Below are 20,430 nucleotides of genomic sequence, written 5' to 3' on the forward strand. Positions count from 1 at the left end.
CGTTGCCGCTCCAACTGAAAACACCAAGAGGCCGTCAGTTAAGCCATGCCCCCGCCCCCGCAAAGGGCCGAACCCGGCATATTTGCTCAGACCAGCTCGATTTCCGCCTCAACGCCCCAGCCGAACCCCTCGCCCCATTGCGCCACGCCGATACGCGCCGTCGGGGTCAAGCCGCCCGGAAAGTCAGTCGCCCTTTCGACTGCGGAATACAGAGCCGCGGTCCCCTCGACCTCCATCGTCCGCACCACCGCTCCGCCGTCGAGCACCCTCACCCGGAACCGCATCGGATCGACCGCCGTCGGCTCGCCGTCCCAGCCGTCGCCATACAACCGCACGCGCGGCGTCCACCGCACCGTCACCCCTTCGCCCCCGACCTCGACGACCAGTCCCGCCGGCGACCAGGGCCGCGCATACAAACTTTGCAAGGTGAAGCCGGCTTCGCTGAACCCCGCTCCGCCCGGCGCCGCCCCCGCCGGCCCGACACGACAGATCAGCGGCAGTCCCCGCTCATTTCGCCCGATCTCCGCCCGCGCCAGCCGTTCGTCCAAGAACACCACCACCGACCCAACCGCCGCCCCCGCCCGCATTTCGACCTCCGTCCCCTGCTGCCCGCGCAACAGGCCCGTCAGCCGCCAGGTCTCCGCCTCGACCAGGACCGCGGATCGATACTGCACCAACTCCCATCCCCCAGCCGTCTCGACCGCCAGAGTATTGCCCCCACCCAGCACCGCTGTCTCGTTCGCGCCTTCGGGCGCAGCCCCCTCGACCCGGACCATGATCGCGCTGACCTCGTCCCAGCGGTGCCGAGGGCCCGGCTCCAGCCGTTCGATCAGCACCCCGACCGTCGCCGGCGCCTCCATGTCCGCCCGTGCGGTCAGAGCATTAGCCGAGCCCCCCGCGTGCAGCCGCATCGACCGCCACGGCTCTGCCGCCGCCGCCACGACCGGCCGCCCGTCGTCCTCGCCGCCCATCAGCGGCGGCAGATCCATGACCCGCACGAAAGGCGCCGCGACCACGGCCGGCGCATCGCCTCCGTGCCCCCCGACCCGGTCCTCGTACGTCCGCCTGCCTCCAACCGGCTCCAGCACGGCGGACGGCGTCTCGTCGGCCATGACCCGCGTCACCCGCCAATCGCCGTCCCGCCCCTCCAGCTGCAGTACGTCGCCCGGCTCCAACCGCAAGGCCTCCAACGGTCCCAACGCCAGAGTGATCACCTCCGCCCCCGACGCATCCAGCGCCCGCTCCGCCGCCGCCCGCGCCAGACCGTCGCCACAGGCCAGCGGCAGGTCCAGATCTACCCCTCCGCCGGTCGCCACAGCCCCGGCATCCACCGCCCGCGCCGTCACGGCGCCCGTCTGATAATCGGCCGTCTCGTCGATGAACCGCACCCGCGCCTCGCCCGGCCGGGCTTCCAGGGCACGCGTCGCCGTCTCCGCCGCCCCCTGATCCGGCAGGGCCAGAGCCTCACGCCTCAGATCGGCGCAGGTCGCCGTCCGGCCCAGCACGGCCACCCGCCCGTCCCGCTCGGCCGCCATCGCGTCGAACGCCGCCAGCAAGGGCTCCAACGCATCGCGCGTCCGCATCGGCCGGTCGATGACATAGCCGGCCGCCGCCCCCTCGACGCCTTCGACCGACATCTCGTCCGCCGCCAGACCGCCTCGCGCCAGCACCGCCGCGATCAGGTCACGCCCATCCCCCGCGAGCCGCCCGTTCAACCAATGCCCGGCCCGCCATGCGCCCGCGTCCGCCCAGACATCCGCCAGCGCCGGAAAAGCCGGATAGGGCCGTGCGTCCCAGCACCAGGCGTCCGCCCCCTCCAGCATCCGTCCCCCATAGACCGCCGACACCGGATTGTTCTCAGACCTGCGGTAATGGCCCAGCACAGCCTCCAGCGCCGCCCGCTGCACCGCGTCGTCCCGCCCCCCGGTCGATCCCGGCGGCAAGCCGCTCTCGCTGCTCTTGGGATCCTGGAACAGGTTGGGCGCATTGCCGCCTCGGTCCACCGCCGCGCAGCCGAACTCCGACAGCCGCACCGGCTTCATCCCAGGAACCCAGGCCGTCGGGGTCGCGCTCCGCACCCCGCCCGGCCGGTCATGATGGAAGTTCGACCACCACCCCTTCAGATCCTTCGGCCGGAACAGCCAGTCCTCGCCGTGGGCCGTATCGACGATGGGCGTCCGCACCTGCGCCGCCCGATCCGTTTCGTCCGCATAGAACCAGTCGAACCCTTCGCCGCCCGCGACGCCCGCGGCCAGATAGACCGGGTCCGCCGCCCCGGCGAACGCTGGCGCATCAACCCCGCCGTCGCCCTCGCGCCAGTCGGTCAGCGGCGGATACCAGTCGATCGACACATGGTCGATGTTCGGATCGGCCCACAACGGGTCCAGATGGAACACCACCTCTCCACCCGTCTGCCGTCCGAAATATTCACTCCAGTCGGCCGCGTAAGACAGCTTCACCTCCGGCCCGACCACCGCACGGCATTCCGCCGCCAGCGCCCGGAGCTGCTCGACCGCCGGAAAGCCCCCGGTCGCATCCCGCGTCCAGGTCACGCCCCGCATCTCCGACCCGATCAGCAGGCCGTCGGCGCCCTCCTCGGCGGCGATCCGGGCATAGTGCAGCGCCATCCGCCGCAGCCCCCAATCCTCGGCGCCGCCAAACAGGGCCGCGATCTCCGCCGTCGCCCCCGCCCCGTCCACGCCCGCCACCCGTCCCCGCCACGGATAGCCGGGGCAGTCCATGAAGACGAACGGGTACAGCGTCACCTCCAGCCCCCGCGCCTTCAACTCCCGGATCGCCTGCCGGACGCTCTCGTCCGATGGTGTCCCGCCATAGGCTGGTGCAGATTCTCCCCCGCTGGGGGAGGTGTCGGCAAAGCCGACGGAGGGGGCCCAACTGACCTCGTAGGCCTCATGCCTTTCCACGCCCGCCACGGACCAGACCATGGGCTCCGACGGCTTGTCCCGCCGCTCCACCCCCGGCCGAACCCGGCAGACGCCCGCCCGCAAATCATCTCCGAACCAACCCACCACCAGACTGACCCGTTTCAGGTTCGGCAGCTGCGCCTGGAGTTGGTCCAGCGACACGACCAAATTCGCCCGCCCCTCGCCATTATGGACATTCTCCGCCGTCGTTCGCGTCAGTCCCTCGCGCCGCACAACTGCCTGCGTCGCCAGGGCGAACTCCCCCGCGCCGGGGATCAGACACACGCCTTCCAGCAGGTCCTCCAGCCGCGCCTCCGCGCCGCGCGGTCGACGAAACACCTCGAAACTCAGCTGCGGAACCCGATCCCCGAACGGCCCCAGCGGCAGATCCTCGAACACCACATAGGCCGTGCCTCGGTACGCCGGAACATCCCCCTCGACCGCATCGATCAACGGGTCCGGCGTCTGCGCCTCGCCGCCGCGATACACCCGCATCACCGCCGCGCTCAGGTCCATCAGCCGCCCGTCGGCCCAGACCCGCCCGATCCCGTCGATCTCCCCCTCGCACAGGGCCACGGCGAAGCTCAGCGAATAGACATAATCGACCGTCTTCGGACCGCCCTTGCCCGCCTGTCCCTTGCTCTTACCCTCCAGAAAACGCGCGGCCCAGATCACCTGCCCCGTCACCCGCGCCCGTCCGAAAACACAGGCCATCGGCGCCCCTTCCGCCGTTCCCTGCACCTTCAAGGCGTCCAGCCTCGGCCCGACTTGCCGCGCCGGCGACAGCGACCCGACCACCCGATTGTCGATCGCCCGTCCGATCGTCGCCCCGATCGCCCGACCGACCGGCCCGCCAACCGACTGCCCCACCGCGCTCAGCACCACCTGCGCCATTCAGCCCTCCTGCAAACCACACTCCGGAAACCGGAACACCGCCGCCAGCCGCCGACGCCACCAGACGCCCATCCAGCTCTCCACCACCGCACGTCCCCAATAGGCGTGGATCATCTTCGGCTCCGGCCCCTCGCCCGCGCTCAGGATCGCGCAGTGTTTCGCCGCCGCCCCTGCGGACATACGGAACACCAACACGTCCCCCGCCCGCATATCCGCGACCGGCACAAGCCTCAGCCACTGCCCCGCTGCCTCCAGCAGGGCCTCTCGCCCACCGGTCTCGGCCCAGTCCGCCGAATAGGCCGGCGGCGCCTCCGGCTCCGCCCCGATCACCTCGCGCCACACCCCGCGCACCAACCCTAGACAGTCCGCCCCCACGCCTTTCACGCTGGCCTGATGTCGATAAGGCGTGCCCAACCAAGACCGGGCGGCGGCGACGATCACGTCCCCCCTCACCGCCGACTCCCGCCGTCGTTCCGTGCGCTCCCGGCCGGATAGGCCGTCAGGAAATCGTCTCCCGGCACATCCGCAAACCCTCGGAAGTTCACGCCATTGCCGAACGTCCCGACGCAGGTCTCCCACCGCTTGTCGCAGACCTGACCCGGCGACGCTGCGACCCCGCACCGGTCGTCCCCCAACCGCGCGTCGCACATGCGCCCATAGGTCCGCCCCACCACCCGCTCCAACTTCGCCAACGGCCCTTCCAGATCGGCGACAAAAGCCCCGTCCTGCCGACGAATCCGCGCCAGCGCCCCGGCCCACAGCCGCACCTTCAGCGCCGGCTCGGACCAGTCCACCCGCCACAGCTCCACCGCCGCCCCGTCGAACAGGCCCGCCGCCACATCCGCCTCGCTGATCGCCGCGTCGTCCAGCGCCCCGGCCGCCGAAACCGCACCCGCCGCCAGACCAACCGCGCTCTCCGCCGCCCCGGCGGTCCACCCGCTCCCGGCCCGACAAGCCACCCCGTCCACCACCAGGTCGCGGTCATGATCGGTGAACCCCGTCACCGTCCCATCGGCTCGCTCCAGTCGCCAGACATGGCAAAGCCGCGCCGCCCCGCTCTCAATGCGGGCGGCCATTTCCTCCGGTATGTCTCTCATTTTTCGCCCTGTTCAGGTGGCGAATGAGCAACAAGTGAAAAGTGAGCGAGACGTGCGCTGAAAACGAGCATTTGGCTCACCTCCTGCTCACGTCTTCGCTCACTATTTCACCGCCCGCGCACCCAGCCCCTCAGACCCTCACCTCGATCAGCGGAACCGCCGCCATCCGCCCGGCGTCGAAACTCTCCAGCGTCGTCTCGATCCTGTCCGTGTCGAACCGCACCGGCGTGTCGAACAGGAAGCCCGCCGTCACCATCACCCCCGCTCCAGGCGCGACCGCCAGCCTCACCGCCCCTGTCGCCGCGTCCACCACAGAGCCGGAGACCTCGACGCCCCCAACCGCGATCCGAACCGATCCTTCGACCGGCTTGGTGATCGGCCGCTCCACATCGCCGTAGATCTTGATCAGCTGGAACCTCGTCCGCACCCCGTCTCCGACGCCCAGGCGCTGATCCCCAGCCGAAACCGTCCCGCTCGGCGCGCACGACTTGAAGTCGGCGAAGTCCTTGAACCGAAACCCGTACAGCCGGCCTCGCCGCCCCTCGAAGAAGGCGATCAGTTCAGCCATGTCGTCCAACGACCTCAGATTGGCCCCGATCAGATACCGCCGCCGTCCCAGGGCCCAGGGCGTTGATCGCCGCTCAAAGCCCGACGCCAGGGTCGCGATCTCCGTCCGCCGTTCCACTCCTCCGGTCGAACCGAAGGCCAGCCGCGCGGGCAGGCGCACTTCATGGAAGTCCATCCGAACCTTTCCTGTGTTTTACTTGTTCGCAATGCGCCGCTCGTCCATGCTCGCCGAAGGGCGGCCGAGGGGGCCGCAAAAGGGAGCGACAATGCGCGGCGAAATCCTCAGCTATGACACAACGGTCGGAACCGGCCTGATCAGCGGCGACGACGGCGTACGTTACAGCTTCGTCTCGTCCAGCCTTCAGTCACCGGCCGTTCCCGCCGCCGGCGTCCGCGTCGATTTCGTGCCCGAGGGCGACGCCGCCACCCAGATCCTGATCCTGGCCGGCGCCCCCTCCACCGTGGGCGTCGCCGGCGGCCTGTCCGCGTCGACCGACACCACGGTCGCCGGCTTCGATTGGCAAAAGCTGTTCTTCTCGTTCGAAGGTCGCATCCACCGCACACACTTCTGGATCGGCTGGTTGATCCTGCTGGGCGTCAGCGTCGTCGCCAACTGGCTGCCGGTCATCGGCGGACTCATCTTACTGGGCCTGATCTGGCCCAATCTGGCCATCTCGGTGAAGCGTCTGCACGACATGGGCAAGACCGGCTGGCTGATTGCCATTCCCTGGGCCTCGGCCGTCATCTTCTGCATGGTTGGGATCGTCATGGTCGTGATAGCGGCCGTCGCCAGCGGGGCGGGCGACTACGACTTGGACGGCGATCCGCTCGCGATGCTGGCCCTGATGGGGCCCGGCATGATCGCCTTCACCCTGTCCGCCATCGTTCCTTTGATCTTCCTGCTGTGGATCGGTCTGGTCGAAGGTCAAAAGGGCGAAAACCGATACGGCCCCAACCCCAAGGGCGAATGATCTGAACGGGGGGTGAGCGAAAAGTCGGGTAAGCAAGGAGTGAAAAGTGAGCAAGAGGTGAGCTAAGGCCGACCTCCATCTCACCTCCATCTCCCCCTTCAGCTCACCTCTCGCTCACTCCCTGCTCACTTTTCACTCACCACTCGCCACTCAAAAACCCTACATCCGCCGAGCGCCCAGACTGACCGCCCGCGCCAGCATCTGTGCGATCTGGGCCTCTGACCGCAGCAGGGCCGACGCCCCGCCGTCCACCGCCACATTGACCGTCACCCCGCCGTTCGACGCAGGCCCGATCTCACCGCCCGTCGCCGGCCGAAACACCTCCGGCCCGCGTTCCCCGACCAGATAGGCCCCGCCGCCCAACACCGGCCCTCCGTCGGCCCGCGCCCCGCCGAAGCTCGACACCGCCGCTTGGATCGCTGCGCTCAGCCCGTTCCCGGACCCGGCGGAGCCCGCCGCATTGACCGCGTTCAGCACCGCCTTCGCCAGTTCCGACAGCGACACTTCCCCGTCCGCCGCCGCCTGCGCCAGCGACCGAGTCAGGCTGTCGCCCGCCCTCCCGAACGCCGCCTCGATAGCATTGGCCGCCTCCTCCGCCGGTCCCTTCAGCGCCTCCAGCGCCGCCCCCGCCTCGGCCGCCTTCAGCGGCACATCGTCGATTCCGCCCCGCCCGAACTCATCCGCCATCCGGCCAGTCCTCCATCAGTTTCGTCAGTCCCGCGCGCGCCATCGGCGCGGCCCCGCGCGGCGTCTCGGTCAGCATCCGCCATTCCCTCAGCGACAGCCGCCAGAAGGCCTCGGGCGCCACCCCCATCCGCATCGCCGCCCGTAACATCTCGCCCCAAGGGGTCAATTGGGGCGTCTGCTCATCCGTCACCGCGTCGCCGCCTCGAACGCCGCCGCCACCGCCCGCGCCGCCTCACGCGGATCGACCGCCTCCACGGCCGGCTCCACCTCGCCGCCACCGCGCAGCACCGCCGCCAGCACCACCATCAGGTCCCGCGCCGACAGGGCTTTCATCCGCTCCACCACCGCCGCCAGCCCCTCAACCGCCAAGCCCGTCTCGATCTCCGCCAGCGCCCCCAACGTCAGACACACCCTGCGCCGCACCCCGCCCAGCACCACCCCCGCCTCGCCCCGCGCCCCAATCTCCCCCCCTTGGGAGGAGAGGGCCGCCCTTCGGCCCGAGGGGGGCAAGTCCCCGCCGCTCATGTCGCCGAGAACCCGATCTCGCCCGCGCTGGCCAAACTCAGCGCAAACGTCGCCTCCCCCTCGTGCTCACCGGCATACTCCAACGCCGCCACCAGGAAGGGCCCCTCCAGCACGCCGAAGTCCGGCACAATCAGCCGCCAACGTTTCGCCGTCTGATCAAAGAAAGCCTCGCGCACCAGGGCGTCCGACGCCGCATCACGAAAGATTCCCTGCCCCGACACCGCCGCTGACTTGACCCCGGCCCCCGCCAGCAGTTCGCGCCACCGCCCGGCGCTGTCGCCGTCGGTTGCGTCCACCGTCCGCGCATTCAGCGAAATCGTCCGCGCCCTCAACCCCGCCACCGTCGTGAACACGCCCGGCGCGCCCTCGATCTTCAGCAGCATGTCCTTGCCCGCCTGTGCGGTCATTCTGTCTCTCCATTTGTTTGGGTGCGGGCGGGGGTGAGCAAGAGGTGAAAAGTGAGCGAGACGTGAGCGGATGCTGAGCGCATCGCGGATGATCCGGCTCGCCCCGCTAACCGCGTGCTCACCTCTTGCTCACCCCTTGCTCACTACTTCACACTTCTTCCGTCACCGCCCTCAGCCGCACCACCGCATAAGTCCGTCGCCCGTCGCCGGCCCGGAACACGTCGGCGAAGTTCGTCCTCAGCGTCGCCGTCCGAACCCCGTCCGCCTCCAGCACCACCTCGTGCAGACACGCCCGCACCGCAGCCGCCAGGGCCTTGGCCTCTTCCGATCCCGCGAACCGCGACACCCCCGTCAGGGTCAGCCTCTGCTCGACCCCGCCCCCGTCCGCCGCCACCGGCCGGCTCTCGCACCGACCGAGCGTCAGATAGGGACAGGCCGCCTCCTCCGGCGCCTGGTCGAACATCCGCCCACCCACCAAAGCCGCCACCGCCGCATCCGCCTTCAGCGCCGCCAGAACCGCCTTCTGCAGCGCGCTTTCATGATCCCTCATCGCATCCGCTCCAGCCCCAGCTTGACCCGACCCGGGCGCAGCGCCTCCACTGAAACCAGATACCAGTCCGCACCGCCGAACCGCAGCATCCGCCCGACCGCCAGCCGTTCGTCGACCCGCGCCTCGGCGCCCAGGGTCTCCACCGACCGCCGCTGATCCCCTTCGCCCCGCTCGACCCGTCGCCGCGTCCCGCACTTCAGCCAGGCCGACCCGACCGCCTCGAACGTCACGCTCCGCCCGCCATAGGGCGTCTGCGCCTCCACCGCCCGGAACAGCCCCGCCAAGGTCCTCACAGCCGCACCACCCGATGGGGCGCCACCCATTCGTCGATCGGCGGGACACCCGCGTCCTCCCCCCGCTCATAGGCCCGCAGCACCAGCATCAGGATCGCCAGCCTCAACCCCGCCGGCGAGGTCGAGGTCAGACTCAATCCCACATCCGCCTCCACCTGCGCCTGGGCCGCCGCGATCATCGTCTGGATCAACCCATCCTCGGCCTCATGCTCCACCCGCAAAAACAGCTTCGCCTCCGCCACCGTCACCGGTGCAGCCATGGCAGTCTCCCATCGTGAAATTTCGTCCTTCTCCCCTTGCGGGAGAAGGTGGCCCGAAGGGCCGGATGAGGGATGTCCGAACCACAAAACCCCTCACCCACCCGCGCCAGAACGACGGCTTCGCCGCCGTGCGCGGCCTCCCTCTCCCGCAAGGGGAGAGGGAGCGTCACGGTCACCCCGCGCTGAACTTCATCACCTTCACCGCGTCGAAGTTCTGCACCCCGCCGCCGACCCGCTTGGTCGTGTAGAACAGCACATAGGGCTTGGCCGAATAGGGATCGCGCAGCACCCGCACCCCCGCCCGATCCACGATCAGATACCCCCGCTGAAAGTCCCCGAACGCAATGGACAGGCTGTTGGCCGCCACATCCGGCATGGTCTCGATCTCCGTGACCGGATAGCCCAGCAGCGACGCCGTCTCGCCCAGCCGCGTCGCCGGCTGCCAGATATAGTTGCCGTCCGCGTCCTTGAACTTGCGCACGGCCGAGACCGTCTTCCTGTTCATCACGAACCGCCCGTTCGGCCGATACTGGGCCTTGGGCGCATAGACCAGGTCGATCAGCCGGTCCGCCGGACTGGTCGGCGCGAACCCGCCCGCCGCGCCCGACGCCACATAACCGATCTGACCCCAGGCCTGACCCGCGTCCGCCACAGTCGGATAGGTCAGGAAGCCCTTGGGCTTGTTCACCCCGTCGCCGTTGACGAAGGCCTGGGTCTCCTGGGCCGCAAAGGCGTCCTCGACCTCGGCCGCCAGCCATTCGTCCAGATCGACCATGGCGTCGTCCAGCAGGGCCTGGGTCGCCGCCGGATTGGCGTACAGATCCGCCGACGGAAACTCCAACAGAGCCAGGGTGGCCGGATCCGTCTCGGGCCGTGCGGCGGCCTCCGCCACCCAACCGCAGGCCACGCCCGCCGTCGAGACCGGCTTTCTGAACACTCCGGCCGCCACCGTCCGCACCGTCGCGATCTCGCGCATCGGCGAGGCCGCCATCAGCCGCCGCTCGATGGCCCGTTCAGTCTCATACGGCACGACATAACCGCCCGAAGTCGCCCCGCCCGACAGCCCCGCCTTGACCTCCAGGGCGCCGGATTGGCCGGTCTTCAGATAACCGTCCCACGCCGCCTTCGCCTCCGGCGCAGACGCCGGCTCAACCGGCTCGCCACCGATCACGCCGCCGATTTGGGGACGCCTGTTCTGGCTCATCACCCGATCCAGCCGCGCCTGCGCCGCCGCCACCGCCAGGTCGATCCGCGCCACCTTCTCCTCCAGCAGCACATCGGCCGCCGCCTTCTTCTCGATCTCGCCCAGCCGGACGTCGTTCGCCCCTTTGAACGCCTCGAACGCCGCCATCATCTCGCGCACGACAGCCTGCGCCTCCGGCGAGCCCGAGGCTTGTTTGGTCTCTTTCATGATGTCTCCGGTTTGAGCGCGCCCAATCGGGGCACGCAGGATCTCCGGGTCACAGGCCCGGAATTTCTTGAAGCGGAGCCGCAGTCTGAGTTGCGATCCATGCTACCAAAGCAGAATGGAAAGACTGACTTTACGGCGGGCGGCGATTTGGGGCACGCTTGCCTTGATGCTGATGGCTAGCGTCTTTTACGGCCAGTTGGTCCCGTCGCCGCTTCCCGGTATTGGATGGCTCGGACTCTTCATCCTATCGCCGATCCTATTTGTCTCCGGTGTGGCCATCGGACTGCGATGTAGGTTTCCTGCTCTTCTGGCGTGGGCCCGCGCTAGACGCGCTCATGTGTCCCCGCAGCAGAAAAAGGCCCTAGCCGTCCTCACGGGATGGATGATTCCGGTACTGCTTGCCCAAGCTTCTGGGATCGGTCTGGGTTTGCTTAGCCACTTGCTCGAGGGGGCGAACGCTTGGGGGGCTTATCTATCCGGCTATGCCATGTTCATAGCAGCCACGACCGGCGGCATGATCGGCAGGCTTCGTGAAATAGACATCCTTCTGACCACCGATCCGAAGGCTCCGGGCGGCTAGGCCTCCCCAGGGCGCGTCAGCCGAGGCTGAAACGCGCCCCCGGCAGCATGGGAAACGTCACCAGCGACACCTCCCACAGCTCCACCCCGCTCAGCACCCGCAGCCGCCCATGCCTCCGCGCCCGCGCCGTGCGGTATCCGATGGACAGACCGTCCATCGCCCCCACCCGGCTCAGCGCGGCGGCGAACCGGGCCTCGGCTGACCAGTCCTCGATCCGGCCGCGCACGAACAGGCCGCGTTCGTCCTCGATGATCTCGTCCCAGACCCCGACCGGCGCCCGCGCGTCATGCTGGTTCAGCATCCGCACCCCCGCCGCCCCCGTCTTCGCCAGGCTGTCCGCAAACGCCCCCGCCTGCACCACATCCCCGTTCAGATCCGCAACGCCCCACAGCGAGGCGTAGCCCTGGATCATCACAGCCCCTCTCCCCTTGCGGGAGAGGGAGACCGCGCACGGCGGCGCAGCCGTCGTTCTGGCGCGGTCGGGCGAGGGGTCAAACCAGCCCTTCCATCCATGACCGACCAACCCCTCATCCGACCTCGCTGCGCTCGGCCACCTTCTCCCGCAAGGGGAGAAGGGATCATCCGCCAATCCCCTCATCGCCCCTCCAGCCTCCGCTCGATCCGCTCCACCGCCGCCGCCGTCGCCTCCCCTTGCGTCTCCAGCCGCGCCAGCCGTTCGGCCACCAGCCTCTGCTCGCCCACCCTCTGCTCCAGGGTCGCGATCCGCGCCGCGGCGCCCCCGGCCCAGACCAGCCCCCCGACCGTCTGAACCGCCAGGGCGGCAATCAACGCCGCCACGACCTTCTTCACCGCATCGCTCATCCCTCCACCCCCGCCATCCGTCGCCGCTCCTCGTCCGTCAGGAAGCTCGCCGCCTCCAGCCGCGCCCACAGGGCGTCCCGCTCGGGCTGAAGCGCCGGCACGGCCTCCAGGTCGGCCCGCACCTCGCAGCCGGGGAACCGCCCCTCCAGCCAGCCCGTCATCGCCCCCGCCGCCTTGCGCACCAGGGGCGTGATCGTCTGTCGCCAGAAGGCGGTGTTGGCCTCGCGATAGTTGGCGTAGGTCGCGTCCCCCGGTATCCCCAGCAGCTGCGGCGGCACCCCAAACGCAAGGGCGATCTCGCGCGCCGCCGCATGTTTGCCGGCGGTGAAATCCATCTCGGCCGGCGTCAGGCTCAGCGGCTTCCAGTCCATCCCGCCTTCCAGCAGGATCGGCCGCCCGGCGTTCTCCGCTCCGGCATAAGCGGATGACAACTGCGCCTTCAGCGCCTCGAACTGCCCATCCGTCAGTCGCTCGCCCTTCTGCGCCCCATAGACCAAGGCCCCAGACGGCCGCGCCGCATTGTCCAGCAGGGCCTTGTTCCAGGCGCCGGCGGCATTGTGCGCATCCACCCCCTGCGCCGCCGCCTCCAGCGGCGACAGCCCGTACCAGTCGTCCAGCGGGTGCCACAGTTTCAGCTGCAGCACCGGCCCCCAGCCGTCCGCCGCCCGCCCGATCCGCACCGACCGCCCGTCGAGCGAATACTCCCACGCCTCGGGCCAGCCCGACCGACCAGAAACCACCTTCACCCGGTCGGACCTCAGCGCCCACAGCTCTTCGGGCGCGTCTTCGCCCACCGCCTCGACCCAGGCATTGCCCGACACCTGCAGCGCGCCATAGACCGCCTCCATCAGCTCCGCCCCCGACTGTTCGGGATTGGGCCGACGGATCAGCCGCGCCAACGGATGGGCCTCGTCCCTCACCCCTTCGACAAACACCGCAAAGGGCGCCGAGGCCGCCGCCTCCGCGATCATCCGGATACAGCGATAGGCCACCGCATTCTTCTGATACCCCTCGCGCGCCAGACTGGCGTAGTCATTGGGCGTCCACCGCGCCCGCCCCACGCCGTGCAGCAGCACCGCTGCCCGACTGGCCTTCTCTTCGGGCGCACCCACGCGCCCCGCTTGGCCGAACGGCCACCGGATCGAAACCATCAAACTCTCCTGGAAATTCTCCCTCCCCTTCATGGGGAGAGACGGCGAGGCGTCAGCCGAGCCCGGGTGGGGCCGTGCGATCCCGCACGCTGGCCTTGGCCTCTGCGTCTGTTGGCCCTGTCCTGTCGGACCCCACCCCGATCGCTTTGCGATCGCCCCTCCCCATGAAGGGGAGGGAGAGGCGTGGCTTCGTCATCCAATCCATCAACGGCCGCTCGACCCAAACATGCACCGCCGCCCCGGCCGCCAGACTGGCGACTACAGTCAGCGCCACAACCGCATCCCCCGGCAGCACCACCCCCGCCTCGAACACCCGCCCCACCGCCCGGATCACCAGCACATGGACCAGGTAAACCGCATAGGAGGCGTCCCCCATGAAGATCAGCCCGCGCCGGACCGGCCCCGGCGCAGGACCTTCTCGCCCCATCCGCGCCGCGCCCAGTACGATCAGCCCCGCCGGCAGCCCCCAGATCACGACCCGCGCCAACCCGACCATCGGCTGATTCAGCGCCGCCTCGCCGTGGATCTCGCCATATCCAAACCCCAGCGACACCCCGAACCCGACGAGCCCCAGAACCACCGCCGCAATGGCCGCGCGCCCCGGCAGCCCATGCCCCCAGCGAGCGATCCCCACCCCGATCAGGAACTCCAAAACCATCGGCGAACCGACAAACCGCAACACCGGCGTCGCCACGGCCAGGCCGACGACCACCGCCACCACAGCCCCGGCCGCCACCCACCATCCGGCCCGGCCGCCACCCGCAATCGCCAGGCCGAACCCGGCGTAGAACAGCATCTCAAAACACAGGGTCCACCCCGCCCCCAGGGCTGGAAACGTCATCTCGAGTCCGCTGAACGGCCAGAACAGAAAGGTCGCCGCCGCCACATCGGGCGTCAGCGTCCCGCCCCGCGCCATCCCGATCAGGATCGGCAACGACAATAGCCAATAGAGGGGCGCCACTCGCCGGAACCGCCGCCACAGGAACTCCGCCGCCGCCCCTAGTCCCGTCTGGCCCCGCATCGTCGTGGCGATGATGAAGCCGCTGATCACGAAGAACAGATCGACTCCCGCCGCCCCGAAATCCTCCAGCGTCCCGCCGGCGAGCCTTGTCTCCAGCCCCAGCCGCCCGGCCGTCAGATCGACAGCGTGCGCGACCACCACCCCCGTGGCCGCCACGAACCGCAACACCTGGATTTCGTCGAACCTCCGCCCCATCCGCCACAGCTAACACCGGCGCGAACCAGACCCAATCTCAGATAATTACTCGCGCTCGCACAGCCTGTGCGATCCGTGCCTGCCCTGCCGCATTCGGATGCACCGCGTCGAACATCAGACCCGGCGCGAACGTCCCGCCGAACAGAGCCGCGCCGTCGATGGGCGCCGCCAATCCCTTCTCCGTCGCCACCGCCACAGCCGCCGCCGCAATCGCCTGCTGCGTGGCATAGCTTGCCTTGCCCTGGGCCGGGTCCGACGGCGTCCCCGTCATCATCAGCACGTCGCCGCTGACCAGGGCCCGATCCACCAAAAGCCCCAGATTGGCCCGATAGGCCGCGACCGTCGTCCCGTTGTTCCAATCATTGATCGTCAAGCAGATCACCGTCAGATCCGCCCCCGCGACCGGCAACGCCCCATAGGCCCGATACGCCTGGTCCGTCGTGGTCCAGTCCGCCACGCGAGACCCGCCCCAGCCGGCGTTGATCACCTGCACCCGCCGCAGCTCGGACTTCCACGCCACGCCCCCGGCGATGAAGACCGCCCCGCCCGACGCCCGTCGCACCGAAATCGGCCCCGACGTCTCGGGAAAGCGGATCGTGTGCCGCTCCAGCCCCGGCGTCTTCAGCGTGTCGATAGTCGCCCGCACCACCCCATCGGTTTCGACCGCAATCACCCCCAGGGCCGTGTTGCACACCGCATAGAGGTCGAACCGGTCCACCGGCCCGTCCGGCTGGAACGACCAAGCCTCGTCCACCCAGTCCGGCGTGGTGAACAGCCGCCCGCCCAGACTGGCTAGGGTCGTGACGCTCCACCCGCTGCCCAGGCTCACGCGCGGGTCATAGACGCCGTATCCCCCCGTCGCCAGATCGCCTGCCCCCGCTCCCGCCAGCGACGCCGCCGAAGCCGGCAGGCCGCCCGCCTTCATCAGATCCGCCAGCCGCTTCGGCCAGGCCGCGCCCCGTCCATCCGGCGTCCAGCCACCTGCCACGGCGCCGAACCCCTGGGCCACGCTGTCGCTGACGACCAGCAGCCGCGCATCCCGCACCCCGGCCAGCATCCCCCGCACCGCCGCCGACCAGCGCGGCAGGTCGGGTACGTCGAACTGCGGTCGAGACGGCGCCAGCATCCCGCCTGGCGCCGTCGTCCTCGCCTCGACCGCCAGGCTCAATCGAACACCGCCACGACCTGGGCCGCCGTCGTCCCCGCAGCCAGAACCCGACGCACCTGCACCGGCAGCCACCCGACCGGATGATTGGCGAAGGTCACCGCCTCCCCGTCCTCGCCCCCGACCGTCAAAACCCGAAGATTTCCCGCCGCCCCGACATACAGGGCCTTGGCGTAGGTCGTCAGATCGACCGTATCGCTGGGCGTCACCGCCGCCGCGCGCCGCCCCGGCCCGCTGGCGTCCCGCCCATGGTTCAGCAACCCGTCCCGCTCCGCTATGGCCGGCATGTCTCTCTCCTCCCAAGATAAGAATAACTCTCCCTCCCCCTCGGGGGAGGGCAGGCCGCGTCAGCGGCAGGTTGGGGGCGGTCGGGCGACATTCCCCCGTCGCCCGGCGCGTGCTAATCTTCGCCTATGACGATCCACGTCGATATCGCCCGGTCGCACGCCACCCTGGCCGAACTCGCCGCCCAGGCCGAGAACGGCGAGGAAATCGTCCTGTCCCGCGACGGTCAGGCCGTCGCCGTCATCCGCGCCGCGGCGGCCCCTGAAACGCCTCGGTTTCGTTTCGGCGCCCTGGCCCACCTCGGCCCGCTGACAGACGAGGAAGCCAATCTCTTCCTCCAGCCCGACCCGGAATTCATAGAAGCGGCCGAGGCCGCAGACGAAGACGATCTTTATCGTTGAGCGGCGTCCTGCTCGACACGCACGTTCTGATCTGGAGCCTGTTCGATCAGCCCCAGATGACGCCGTCAGCCCGATCCTGGATTGATCCTTCAGAACCGATCTATGTCAGCGTCGTCAGCATCTTCGAAATCGACAACAAGCGTCGTCGCGGAGGCAGTCGAGCGGCAGACGCTCTTCTGCACCGTATGCCACGCAACATGCCGGCCGCCCTGCCTCAACTCGGCTTCACCCTGCTTGCAATCGATCCGGATGTCGCCTGGCGCGCGGCCAATCTGCCCATCGACGCCCGCGATCCGTGGGACCGCATCCTCGTGGCCCAAGCCTTGGCGTTGGATGTACCCTTGGTCAGCGCCGACGGCCCCTTGCGGACATCGACGCAGAGACACCCCCAGACCGCCGGCGTCATAGTCTTCTGATCCCCTGCTTGCTGCCTGCCTCTCCAGCAACGCCCGCCCGGTTCATCGCTATTTCCCGCCATGCCCAAACACTACCGCACCAGCGTCCTCAGGCGCGCAAACAGCCGCGACAAAAGCACAAGCCTTTGAAGTGAAAGGATTCAGACCAGCGTCATTGTAATAGAAGCCGCCGCCAACCCATCAGGCTGCGACCATCAGCCCCGTTCGACCGCCCATTCCGGCGCCTCGAAATCCAACGCATCTTCGGGCTCGGCCAGCGACAGTTCCGAAATCGTCTGCCCCCGCACCGACACCCCGGCCGTGTGCACCGTCTCCGGGTCGCCGGAAACCAGCGGATGCCAGGCCGCCAGCGGCCGGCCTTCGTGCAGCCGTCGATAGGCGCAGGACTTGGGCATCCACGCCAGCGCCTCGATATTCTGCGGCGTCAGCTTGATGCAGTCCGGCACATGGGCCTTGCGGTTCACATAGTCCGAGCAGGAACAGGCTTGTGAGTCAAACAGTTGGCAGTGAACCCGCGTCGGGATCACCTCGCCCGTATCCTCGTCCTCGAACCGGATTACGCAGCACAGGCCGCACCCGTCGCACAGCCCCTCCCACTCGGCCGGAGACATCTCGGCCAGGGTCTTGGTTTCCCAGTAGGGCTGAAGGGGGGACGGAACGGAAAGCATGGGACGGCGCGCCTAGTCGATGGATGCGGCCATCAGATGGCGGCTGCGTCCTGAACCAGACACCCATACCACCCCAGACCCTCATAGGTCTCGTATCCGGGCGTGCGCGCATAGCCGACGGTGCGGTCGCCCTTGGAATAGCTGCCCATGGGGCCCCCGCCGACATCCAGTTTCACCGTCTCGCTCAATACCCCCATCCCGTCCGAGGCCGCCAGCACCCGATGCTTCTGGTCCAGCAGCAGAACCCGCGTCCGGGCCCGCTCTTCGGGCGTCAACCGCACCCCGTCCACCACCGTCTGGGCTTGAGCCTGCCAGTCGAAATGGATGCCCAGCACCCCGATCACGGCCCCCTTCGCCAGGCCGCCCTCACGAATGGCGGTGGCGTAGGTCGCCACTGGCGCCCCGTTTAGTTCCTCCAACCGCATGACGTCCGCCACTGCGAAATCATCGCCCGACCTGGTCGCCATGGCGTCTCGAAACCAGGACATGTCCCGCGCGGATTTCCCCTGCACCGGATAAAGGTCTGGCCGTCCGTTCGCCACGATCGCGCCGCTTCGGTCGCAGATCCACAGGTCCAGATAGACGGTATAGGCGTCCAGAATGACCTTCAGCCTCTGGCTGGCGTGCTCCGCCTTGGCGGCGTCAGGTTTGGCGACACAGTCCACCACCGCGCTATCCGTCGCCCACCAGCGTACGTCGCAGGTCCGCTCGTACAAGTTCCGGTCGATGATCTCGATGGCGTTCAGCGCCAGATCGGCCAGCCTCTGCCCCCGCAACTGGCCCAGGATCGCCCCGCCGATGGCGGACAGCTCCGTCAGATCGCCCCGCACCTGCTGTTCCAGGGCTCCGGCGACCTCGTCGATCTGTCCGGAGATCCGCTTGAACTCTTCCGCCACAACCATGAAGCTGCGCCCGGCGTCCCCGCTGCGCGCCGCCACGACCTGGGCATTAACCACCAGCATCTTGGCGGCCCGGTTGACCAGGGCGATCTCACCGATCTTTTCGCCCGCCACGGCGTTCAGCCGTTCGGACAGCTCTAGAATACGCTCAGGCCTTGCGCCCGCGTTCACATCCGTCATCTGAGATCCCCACCCCGCCCATTCCGGCGCGCCGCAATGGGAGGAGTGGCGAAACCGAAGATGTCACCCGCACCTAAAACCTTAGAACTTAATGTATTATAACCATGTTTGAGAGAACATTGGTCACTATAAAGTCGTGACGCTTCGCTGGTTGGGCCGACCCTCCCTGGCCATGGGCTCGGGGTCGCCCCGCCTCTTTGCCCGTGGCGGATCGACCCTCCCTCCTCTATATGGCCGCCAATGGCAGCCAGACCCCCCCTCGTCGCACTCAAGGACGTCCGTCTTCAGGACGGCCAGCGCCCCCTCTTCGACGGCGTCGATCTCGCGGTCGAACCGCGCAGCCGCGCCGCCCTCGTCGGCCGCAATGGGGCCGGCAAGTCCACCCTGATGAAGGTCGTCATGGGCCTGATCGAGCCCGACAGCGGCGACCGCTCGGTCCAATCTGCCGTCCGCTTCGCCTATGTGCCGCAGGAGCCGGTCATCACCGGCGAGACCCTGCTCGACTACGCCTCGTCCGGCGAGGCCGAGACCTGGACCGCCGAAGCCTGGCTGGCCACCTTCGGCCTGAACCCCGAGAAATCGACCCAAGGCCTGTCAGGCGGAGAGACCCGCCGCGCCGCCCTGGCCAAGGCCTTCGCCGAAGAGCCCGATCTGCTGCTGCTGGACGAGCCGACCAACCACCTCGACATCCTGGCCATCGAACTGCTGGAGAACGAGCTGATCCAGGCCCGGCTCGCCCTGCTGGTCGTCAGCCACGACCGCGCCTTCCTGAACCGCGTCACCAATACGGTCCACTGGCTGGAGAACCGCCGCGTCCGCACCCTGAACAAGGGCTTCGTCGAGTTCGACGAATGGTCGACCAAGGTCATGGAAGAGGAGGCCGAGTCCCTGCGCCGCCTGACCAAGACCATCGAGCGCGAGACCGCCACCTTCTACTCCTCCATCACCGCCCGCCGCAGCCGCAACGAAGGCCGCGCCCGCTCGCTGATGGCCCTGCGCGCCGAACGCGCGGAGAAGATGAAGGACGCGCCGCGCGAGCTCTACCTCGGCGTCGATTCCGGCTCGACCTCGGGCAAGCTGGTCGCCGAGATCAAGGGCGTGTCCAAGGGCTTCAACGGCCGCACCCTGTTCAAGGACCTGACCACCCGCATCATCCGCGGCGACCGCCTGGGCATCGTCGGCCCCAACGGCGCGGGCAAGACCACCCTGGTCAAGACCCTGCTGGGCGAACTGCCGCCTGACGAGGGCACGGTCCGCATGGGCTCCAATCTGGAATCCGTCTATCTGGATCAGTCGCGCGAGGGGCTGAAGTCGGACATGACCCTGTGGGACGCCCTTACGCCGGGCGGCGGCGACTCCATCCTGGTGCGCGGCGTGTCCAAACACGTCGCCGCCTACGCCAAGGACTTCCTGTTTTCCGAGGCCCAGTTGCGCCAGCCGATCTCGACCCTGTCGGGCGGCGAACGCAACCGCCTGCTTCTGGCCCGCGCCCTGGCGAAATCCGCCAACCTGCTGATTCTCGACGAACCGACCAACGACCTGGACATGGATACGTTGGACAAGCTGGAAGAACTGCTCGAGGGCTATGACGGCACCCTGATCCTGGTCTCCCACGACCGCGACTTCATCGACCGCCTGTCCACCTCGACCCTGGCCCTGAACGGGCGCGGCGACATTGTCGAAACCCCCGGCGGCTGGACCGACTTCATCCGCCAGAACCCCGGCTTCCTTCAGCCCGGCGCCAATCCCCGCCCGCAGGACAAGGCCGCCGCCCAGCGCGCCGCCGACAACCCAGCGCCAGTTGCGGCTAAAAAGACCGCCAAACTCTCTTTCAAGGACGCCCATCGCCTGAAGGAGCTGGAGGGTCTGATCGACAGCCTTCCCGCCGTCATCGCCAAACACGACGCGACCCTGGCCGACCCCGGCCTCTACACCCGCGACCCCAAGGCCTTCGACGCCGCCATGAAGGCGGCCGACAAGGCCCGCGCGGACCTCGAGGCCGCCGAACTGGAATGGCTGGAGCTGGAAGAAAAGAAGGCGGCGCTGGCCGGGTGACGGCTG

At 68.7% G+C, this 20,430-nt stretch carries 25 protein-coding genes; 5 read left to right on the forward strand and 20 right to left on the reverse strand.

What is annotated here, in order from left to right:
- Nucleotides 1-86: 86 nt before the first annotated feature.
- The 4 genes from ACW177_RS14275 to ACW177_RS14290 form a co-directional block, all read right to left on the reverse strand.
- Entirely contained in the window at nucleotides 87-3,818 is a 3,732-nt protein-coding gene (locus ACW177_RS14275) for a baseplate multidomain protein megatron (RefSeq protein WP_492026340.1), read from the reverse strand.
- Complete coding sequence (locus ACW177_RS14280; protein ID WP_492026341.1) at nucleotides 3,819-4,259, reverse strand: NlpC/P60 family protein; 441 nt, start codon at nucleotides 4,257-4,259, stop codon at nucleotides 3,819-3,821.
- 8 nt (nucleotides 4,260-4,267) lie between these two features.
- Nucleotides 4,268-4,915, reverse strand: coding sequence for a phage/gene transfer agent baseplate hub protein (locus ACW177_RS14285; RefSeq protein WP_492026342.1), 648 nt, complete (start codon nucleotides 4,913-4,915; stop codon nucleotides 4,268-4,270).
- A gap of 130 nt (nucleotides 4,916-5,045) precedes the next feature.
- Complete coding sequence (locus ACW177_RS14290; RefSeq protein WP_492026343.1) at nucleotides 5,046-5,657, reverse strand: phage distal tail protein, Rcc01695 family; 612 nt, start codon at nucleotides 5,655-5,657, stop codon at nucleotides 5,046-5,048.
- A gap of 91 nt (nucleotides 5,658-5,748) precedes the next feature.
- On the opposite strand from ACW177_RS14290, the gene ACW177_RS14295 reads away from it, so the two are divergent.
- A complete protein-coding gene (locus ACW177_RS14295) occupies nucleotides 5,749-6,453 on the forward strand; it encodes a DUF805 domain-containing protein (protein WP_492026344.1) in 705 nt (234 codons plus the stop codon).
- Nucleotides 6,454-6,612: 159 nt separating this feature from the next.
- Here ACW177_RS14295 and ACW177_RS14300 read toward each other — a convergent pair whose 3' ends face one another.
- The 8 genes from ACW177_RS14300 to ACW177_RS14335 form a co-directional block, all read right to left on the reverse strand.
- Nucleotides 6,613-7,140 (reverse strand): phage tail tape measure protein, encoded by a 528-nt coding sequence (locus tag ACW177_RS14300; RefSeq protein WP_492026345.1) that lies wholly within the window; start codon nucleotides 7,138-7,140, stop codon nucleotides 6,613-6,615.
- Nucleotides 7,130-7,288, reverse strand: a complete 159-nt coding sequence (locus tag ACW177_RS14305) for a phage tail assembly chaperone (RefSeq protein WP_492026346.1) — start codon at nucleotides 7,286-7,288, stop codon at nucleotides 7,130-7,132. Before ACW177_RS14305 ends, ACW177_RS14300 begins: the two co-directional genes overlap by 11 nt.
- Nucleotides 7,289-7,326: 38 nt before the next feature.
- The gene (locus tag ACW177_RS14310) at nucleotides 7,327-7,665 is read right to left on the reverse strand and encodes a GTA-gp10 family protein (RefSeq protein ID WP_492026347.1); all 339 of its coding nucleotides are present in this window, start codon (nucleotides 7,663-7,665) and stop codon (nucleotides 7,327-7,329) included.
- Complete coding sequence (locus ACW177_RS14315) at nucleotides 7,662-8,072, reverse strand: phage major tail protein, TP901-1 family (RefSeq protein WP_492026348.1); 411 nt, start codon at nucleotides 8,070-8,072, stop codon at nucleotides 7,662-7,664. Before ACW177_RS14315 ends, ACW177_RS14310 begins: the two co-directional genes overlap by 4 nt.
- Before the next feature lie 148 nt (nucleotides 8,073-8,220).
- A complete protein-coding gene (locus tag ACW177_RS14320; protein ID WP_492026349.1) occupies nucleotides 8,221-8,622 on the reverse strand; it encodes a DUF3168 domain-containing protein in 402 nt (133 codons plus the stop codon).
- Entirely contained in the window at nucleotides 8,619-8,915 is a 297-nt protein-coding gene (locus tag ACW177_RS14325) for a phage head-tail adapter protein (RefSeq protein ID WP_492026350.1), read from the reverse strand. The genes ACW177_RS14320 and ACW177_RS14325 overlap by 4 nt, the downstream gene beginning before the upstream one ends.
- Complete coding sequence (locus tag ACW177_RS14330; protein WP_492026351.1) at nucleotides 8,912-9,175, reverse strand: head-tail connector protein; 264 nt, start codon at nucleotides 9,173-9,175, stop codon at nucleotides 8,912-8,914. Before ACW177_RS14330 ends, ACW177_RS14325 begins: the two co-directional genes overlap by 4 nt.
- A 172-nt stretch (nucleotides 9,176-9,347) precedes the next feature.
- Nucleotides 9,348-10,586 carry a phage major capsid protein gene (locus ACW177_RS14335; protein WP_492026352.1) on the reverse strand — a complete coding sequence of 413 codons (1,239 nt, stop codon included), beginning with the start codon at nucleotides 10,584-10,586 and terminating at the stop codon, nucleotides 9,348-9,350.
- Between the two features lie 115 nt (nucleotides 10,587-10,701).
- On the opposite strand from ACW177_RS14335, the gene ACW177_RS14340 reads away from it, so the two are divergent.
- A complete protein-coding gene (locus tag ACW177_RS14340) occupies nucleotides 10,702-11,166 on the forward strand; it encodes a hypothetical protein (RefSeq protein ID WP_492026353.1) in 465 nt (154 codons plus the stop codon).
- 16 nt (nucleotides 11,167-11,182) lie between these two features.
- On the opposite strand, the gene ACW177_RS14345 is transcribed toward ACW177_RS14340, so the two are convergent.
- The 6 genes from ACW177_RS14345 to ACW177_RS14370 all read right to left on the reverse strand — a co-directional run bounded on the left by ACW177_RS14345 (nucleotide 11,183) and on the right by ACW177_RS14370 (nucleotide 15,807).
- Nucleotides 11,183-11,578: an HK97 family phage prohead protease gene (locus ACW177_RS14345; RefSeq protein ID WP_492026354.1), complete on the reverse strand. Its 396-nt coding sequence runs from the start codon at nucleotides 11,576-11,578 to the stop codon at nucleotides 11,183-11,185.
- 182 nt (nucleotides 11,579-11,760) lie between these two features.
- The gene (locus tag ACW177_RS14350; RefSeq protein WP_492026355.1) at nucleotides 11,761-11,988 is read right to left on the reverse strand and encodes a hypothetical protein; all 228 of its coding nucleotides are present in this window, start codon (nucleotides 11,986-11,988) and stop codon (nucleotides 11,761-11,763) included.
- Nucleotides 11,985-13,139: a phage portal protein gene (locus ACW177_RS14355; protein ID WP_492026356.1), complete on the reverse strand. Its 1,155-nt coding sequence runs from the start codon at nucleotides 13,137-13,139 to the stop codon at nucleotides 11,985-11,987. Before ACW177_RS14355 ends, ACW177_RS14350 begins: the two co-directional genes overlap by 4 nt.
- Nucleotides 13,140-13,191: 52 nt before the next feature.
- Complete coding sequence (locus ACW177_RS14360) at nucleotides 13,192-14,355, reverse strand: acyltransferase family protein (RefSeq protein WP_492026357.1); 1,164 nt, start codon at nucleotides 14,353-14,355, stop codon at nucleotides 13,192-13,194.
- A 37-nt stretch (nucleotides 14,356-14,392) separates the two neighbouring features.
- Nucleotides 14,393-15,523, reverse strand: coding sequence for an SGNH/GDSL hydrolase family protein (locus ACW177_RS14365; RefSeq protein WP_492026358.1), 1,131 nt, complete (start codon nucleotides 15,521-15,523; stop codon nucleotides 14,393-14,395).
- The gene (locus ACW177_RS14370; protein WP_492026359.1) at nucleotides 15,520-15,807 is read right to left on the reverse strand and encodes a spike base protein, RCAP_Rcc01079 family; all 288 of its coding nucleotides are present in this window, start codon (nucleotides 15,805-15,807) and stop codon (nucleotides 15,520-15,522) included. The genes ACW177_RS14365 and ACW177_RS14370 overlap by 4 nt, the downstream gene beginning before the upstream one ends.
- A gap of 126 nt (nucleotides 15,808-15,933) precedes the next feature.
- Here ACW177_RS14370 and ACW177_RS14375 point away from each other — a divergent pair, with 126 nt between their 5' ends.
- Nucleotides 15,934-16,206, forward strand: coding sequence for a hypothetical protein (locus ACW177_RS14375; protein ID WP_267514391.1), 273 nt, complete (start codon nucleotides 15,934-15,936; stop codon nucleotides 16,204-16,206).
- Nucleotides 16,203-16,622, forward strand: coding sequence for a type II toxin-antitoxin system VapC family toxin (locus ACW177_RS14380; protein WP_492026360.1), 420 nt, complete (start codon nucleotides 16,203-16,205; stop codon nucleotides 16,620-16,622). The genes ACW177_RS14375 and ACW177_RS14380 overlap by 4 nt, the downstream gene beginning before the upstream one ends.
- 194 nt (nucleotides 16,623-16,816) lie before the next feature.
- On the opposite strand, the gene ACW177_RS14385 is transcribed toward ACW177_RS14380, so the two are convergent.
- Nucleotides 16,817-17,290: a YcgN family cysteine cluster protein gene (locus ACW177_RS14385; protein ID WP_492026361.1), complete on the reverse strand. Its 474-nt coding sequence runs from the start codon at nucleotides 17,288-17,290 to the stop codon at nucleotides 16,817-16,819.
- Between the two features lie 32 nt (nucleotides 17,291-17,322).
- Nucleotides 17,323-18,369, reverse strand: coding sequence for a PDC sensor domain-containing protein (locus tag ACW177_RS14390; RefSeq protein ID WP_492026362.1), 1,047 nt, complete (start codon nucleotides 18,367-18,369; stop codon nucleotides 17,323-17,325).
- Between the two features lie 240 nt (nucleotides 18,370-18,609).
- Between ACW177_RS14390 and ACW177_RS14395 the strand changes: the two genes are divergently transcribed.
- Nucleotides 18,610-20,424: an ABC-F family ATP-binding cassette domain-containing protein gene (locus ACW177_RS14395; protein WP_492026363.1), complete on the forward strand. Its 1,815-nt coding sequence runs from the start codon at nucleotides 18,610-18,612 to the stop codon at nucleotides 20,422-20,424.
- Nucleotides 20,425-20,430: the final 6 nt, after the last annotated feature.

This window comes from Brevundimonas sp. AVps23W (genome assembly GCF_058681395.1).

Excerpts from the sequence above, each read along its gene's own strand:
- ACW177_RS14390 (WP_492026362.1), bottom strand. The coding sequence starts at position 18,369 with ATGACGGATGTGAACGCGGGCGCAAGGCCTGAGCGTATTCTAGAGCTG.
- ACW177_RS14300 (WP_492026345.1), bottom strand. The coding sequence starts at position 7,140 with ATGGCGGATGAGTTCGGGCGGGGCGGAATCGACGATGTGCCGCTGAAG.
- ACW177_RS14370 (WP_492026359.1), bottom strand. The coding sequence starts at position 15,807 with ATGCCGGCCATAGCGGAGCGGGACGGGTTGCTGAACCATGGGCGGGAC.
- ACW177_RS14310 (WP_492026347.1), bottom strand. The coding sequence starts at position 7,665 with ATGAGCGGCGGGGACTTGCCCCCCTCGGGCCGAAGGGCGGCCCTCTCC.
- ACW177_RS14275 (WP_492026340.1), bottom strand. The coding sequence starts at position 3,818 with ATGGCGCAGGTGGTGCTGAGCGCGGTGGGGCAGTCGGTTGGCGGGCCG.
- ACW177_RS14375 (WP_267514391.1), top strand. The coding sequence starts at position 15,934 with ATGACGATCCACGTCGATATCGCCCGGTCGCACGCCACCCTGGCCGAA.
- ACW177_RS14290 (WP_492026343.1), bottom strand. The coding sequence starts at position 5,657 with ATGGACTTCCATGAAGTGCGCCTGCCCGCGCGGCTGGCCTTCGGTTCG.
- ACW177_RS14345 (WP_492026354.1), bottom strand. The coding sequence starts at position 11,578 with ATGATCCAGGGCTACGCCTCGCTGTGGGGCGTTGCGGATCTGAACGGG.
- ACW177_RS14305 (WP_492026346.1), bottom strand. The coding sequence starts at position 7,288 with ATGTTACGGGCGGCGATGCGGATGGGGGTGGCGCCCGAGGCCTTCTGG.
- ACW177_RS14395 (WP_492026363.1), top strand. The coding sequence starts at position 18,610 with ATGGCAGCCAGACCCCCCCTCGTCGCACTCAAGGACGTCCGTCTTCAG.
- ACW177_RS14320 (WP_492026349.1), bottom strand. The coding sequence starts at position 8,622 with ATGAGGGATCATGAAAGCGCGCTGCAGAAGGCGGTTCTGGCGGCGCTG.
- ACW177_RS14330 (WP_492026351.1), bottom strand. The coding sequence starts at position 9,175 with ATGGCTGCACCGGTGACGGTGGCGGAGGCGAAGCTGTTTTTGCGGGTG.
- ACW177_RS14360 (WP_492026357.1), bottom strand. The coding sequence starts at position 14,355 with ATGGGGCGGAGGTTCGACGAAATCCAGGTGTTGCGGTTCGTGGCGGCC.
- ACW177_RS14340 (WP_492026353.1), top strand. The coding sequence starts at position 10,702 with ATGGAAAGACTGACTTTACGGCGGGCGGCGATTTGGGGCACGCTTGCC.
- ACW177_RS14385 (WP_492026361.1), bottom strand. The coding sequence starts at position 17,290 with ATGCTTTCCGTTCCGTCCCCCCTTCAGCCCTACTGGGAAACCAAGACC.
- ACW177_RS14355 (WP_492026356.1), bottom strand. The coding sequence starts at position 13,139 with ATGGTTTCGATCCGGTGGCCGTTCGGCCAAGCGGGGCGCGTGGGTGCG.
- ACW177_RS14350 (WP_492026355.1), bottom strand. The coding sequence starts at position 11,988 with ATGAGCGATGCGGTGAAGAAGGTCGTGGCGGCGTTGATTGCCGCCCTG.
- ACW177_RS14335 (WP_492026352.1), bottom strand. The coding sequence starts at position 10,586 with ATGAAAGAGACCAAACAAGCCTCGGGCTCGCCGGAGGCGCAGGCTGTC.
- ACW177_RS14315 (WP_492026348.1), bottom strand. The coding sequence starts at position 8,072 with ATGACCGCACAGGCGGGCAAGGACATGCTGCTGAAGATCGAGGGCGCG.
- ACW177_RS14285 (WP_492026342.1), bottom strand. The coding sequence starts at position 4,915 with ATGAGAGACATACCGGAGGAAATGGCCGCCCGCATTGAGAGCGGGGCG.
- ACW177_RS14295 (WP_492026344.1), top strand. The coding sequence starts at position 5,749 with ATGCGCGGCGAAATCCTCAGCTATGACACAACGGTCGGAACCGGCCTG.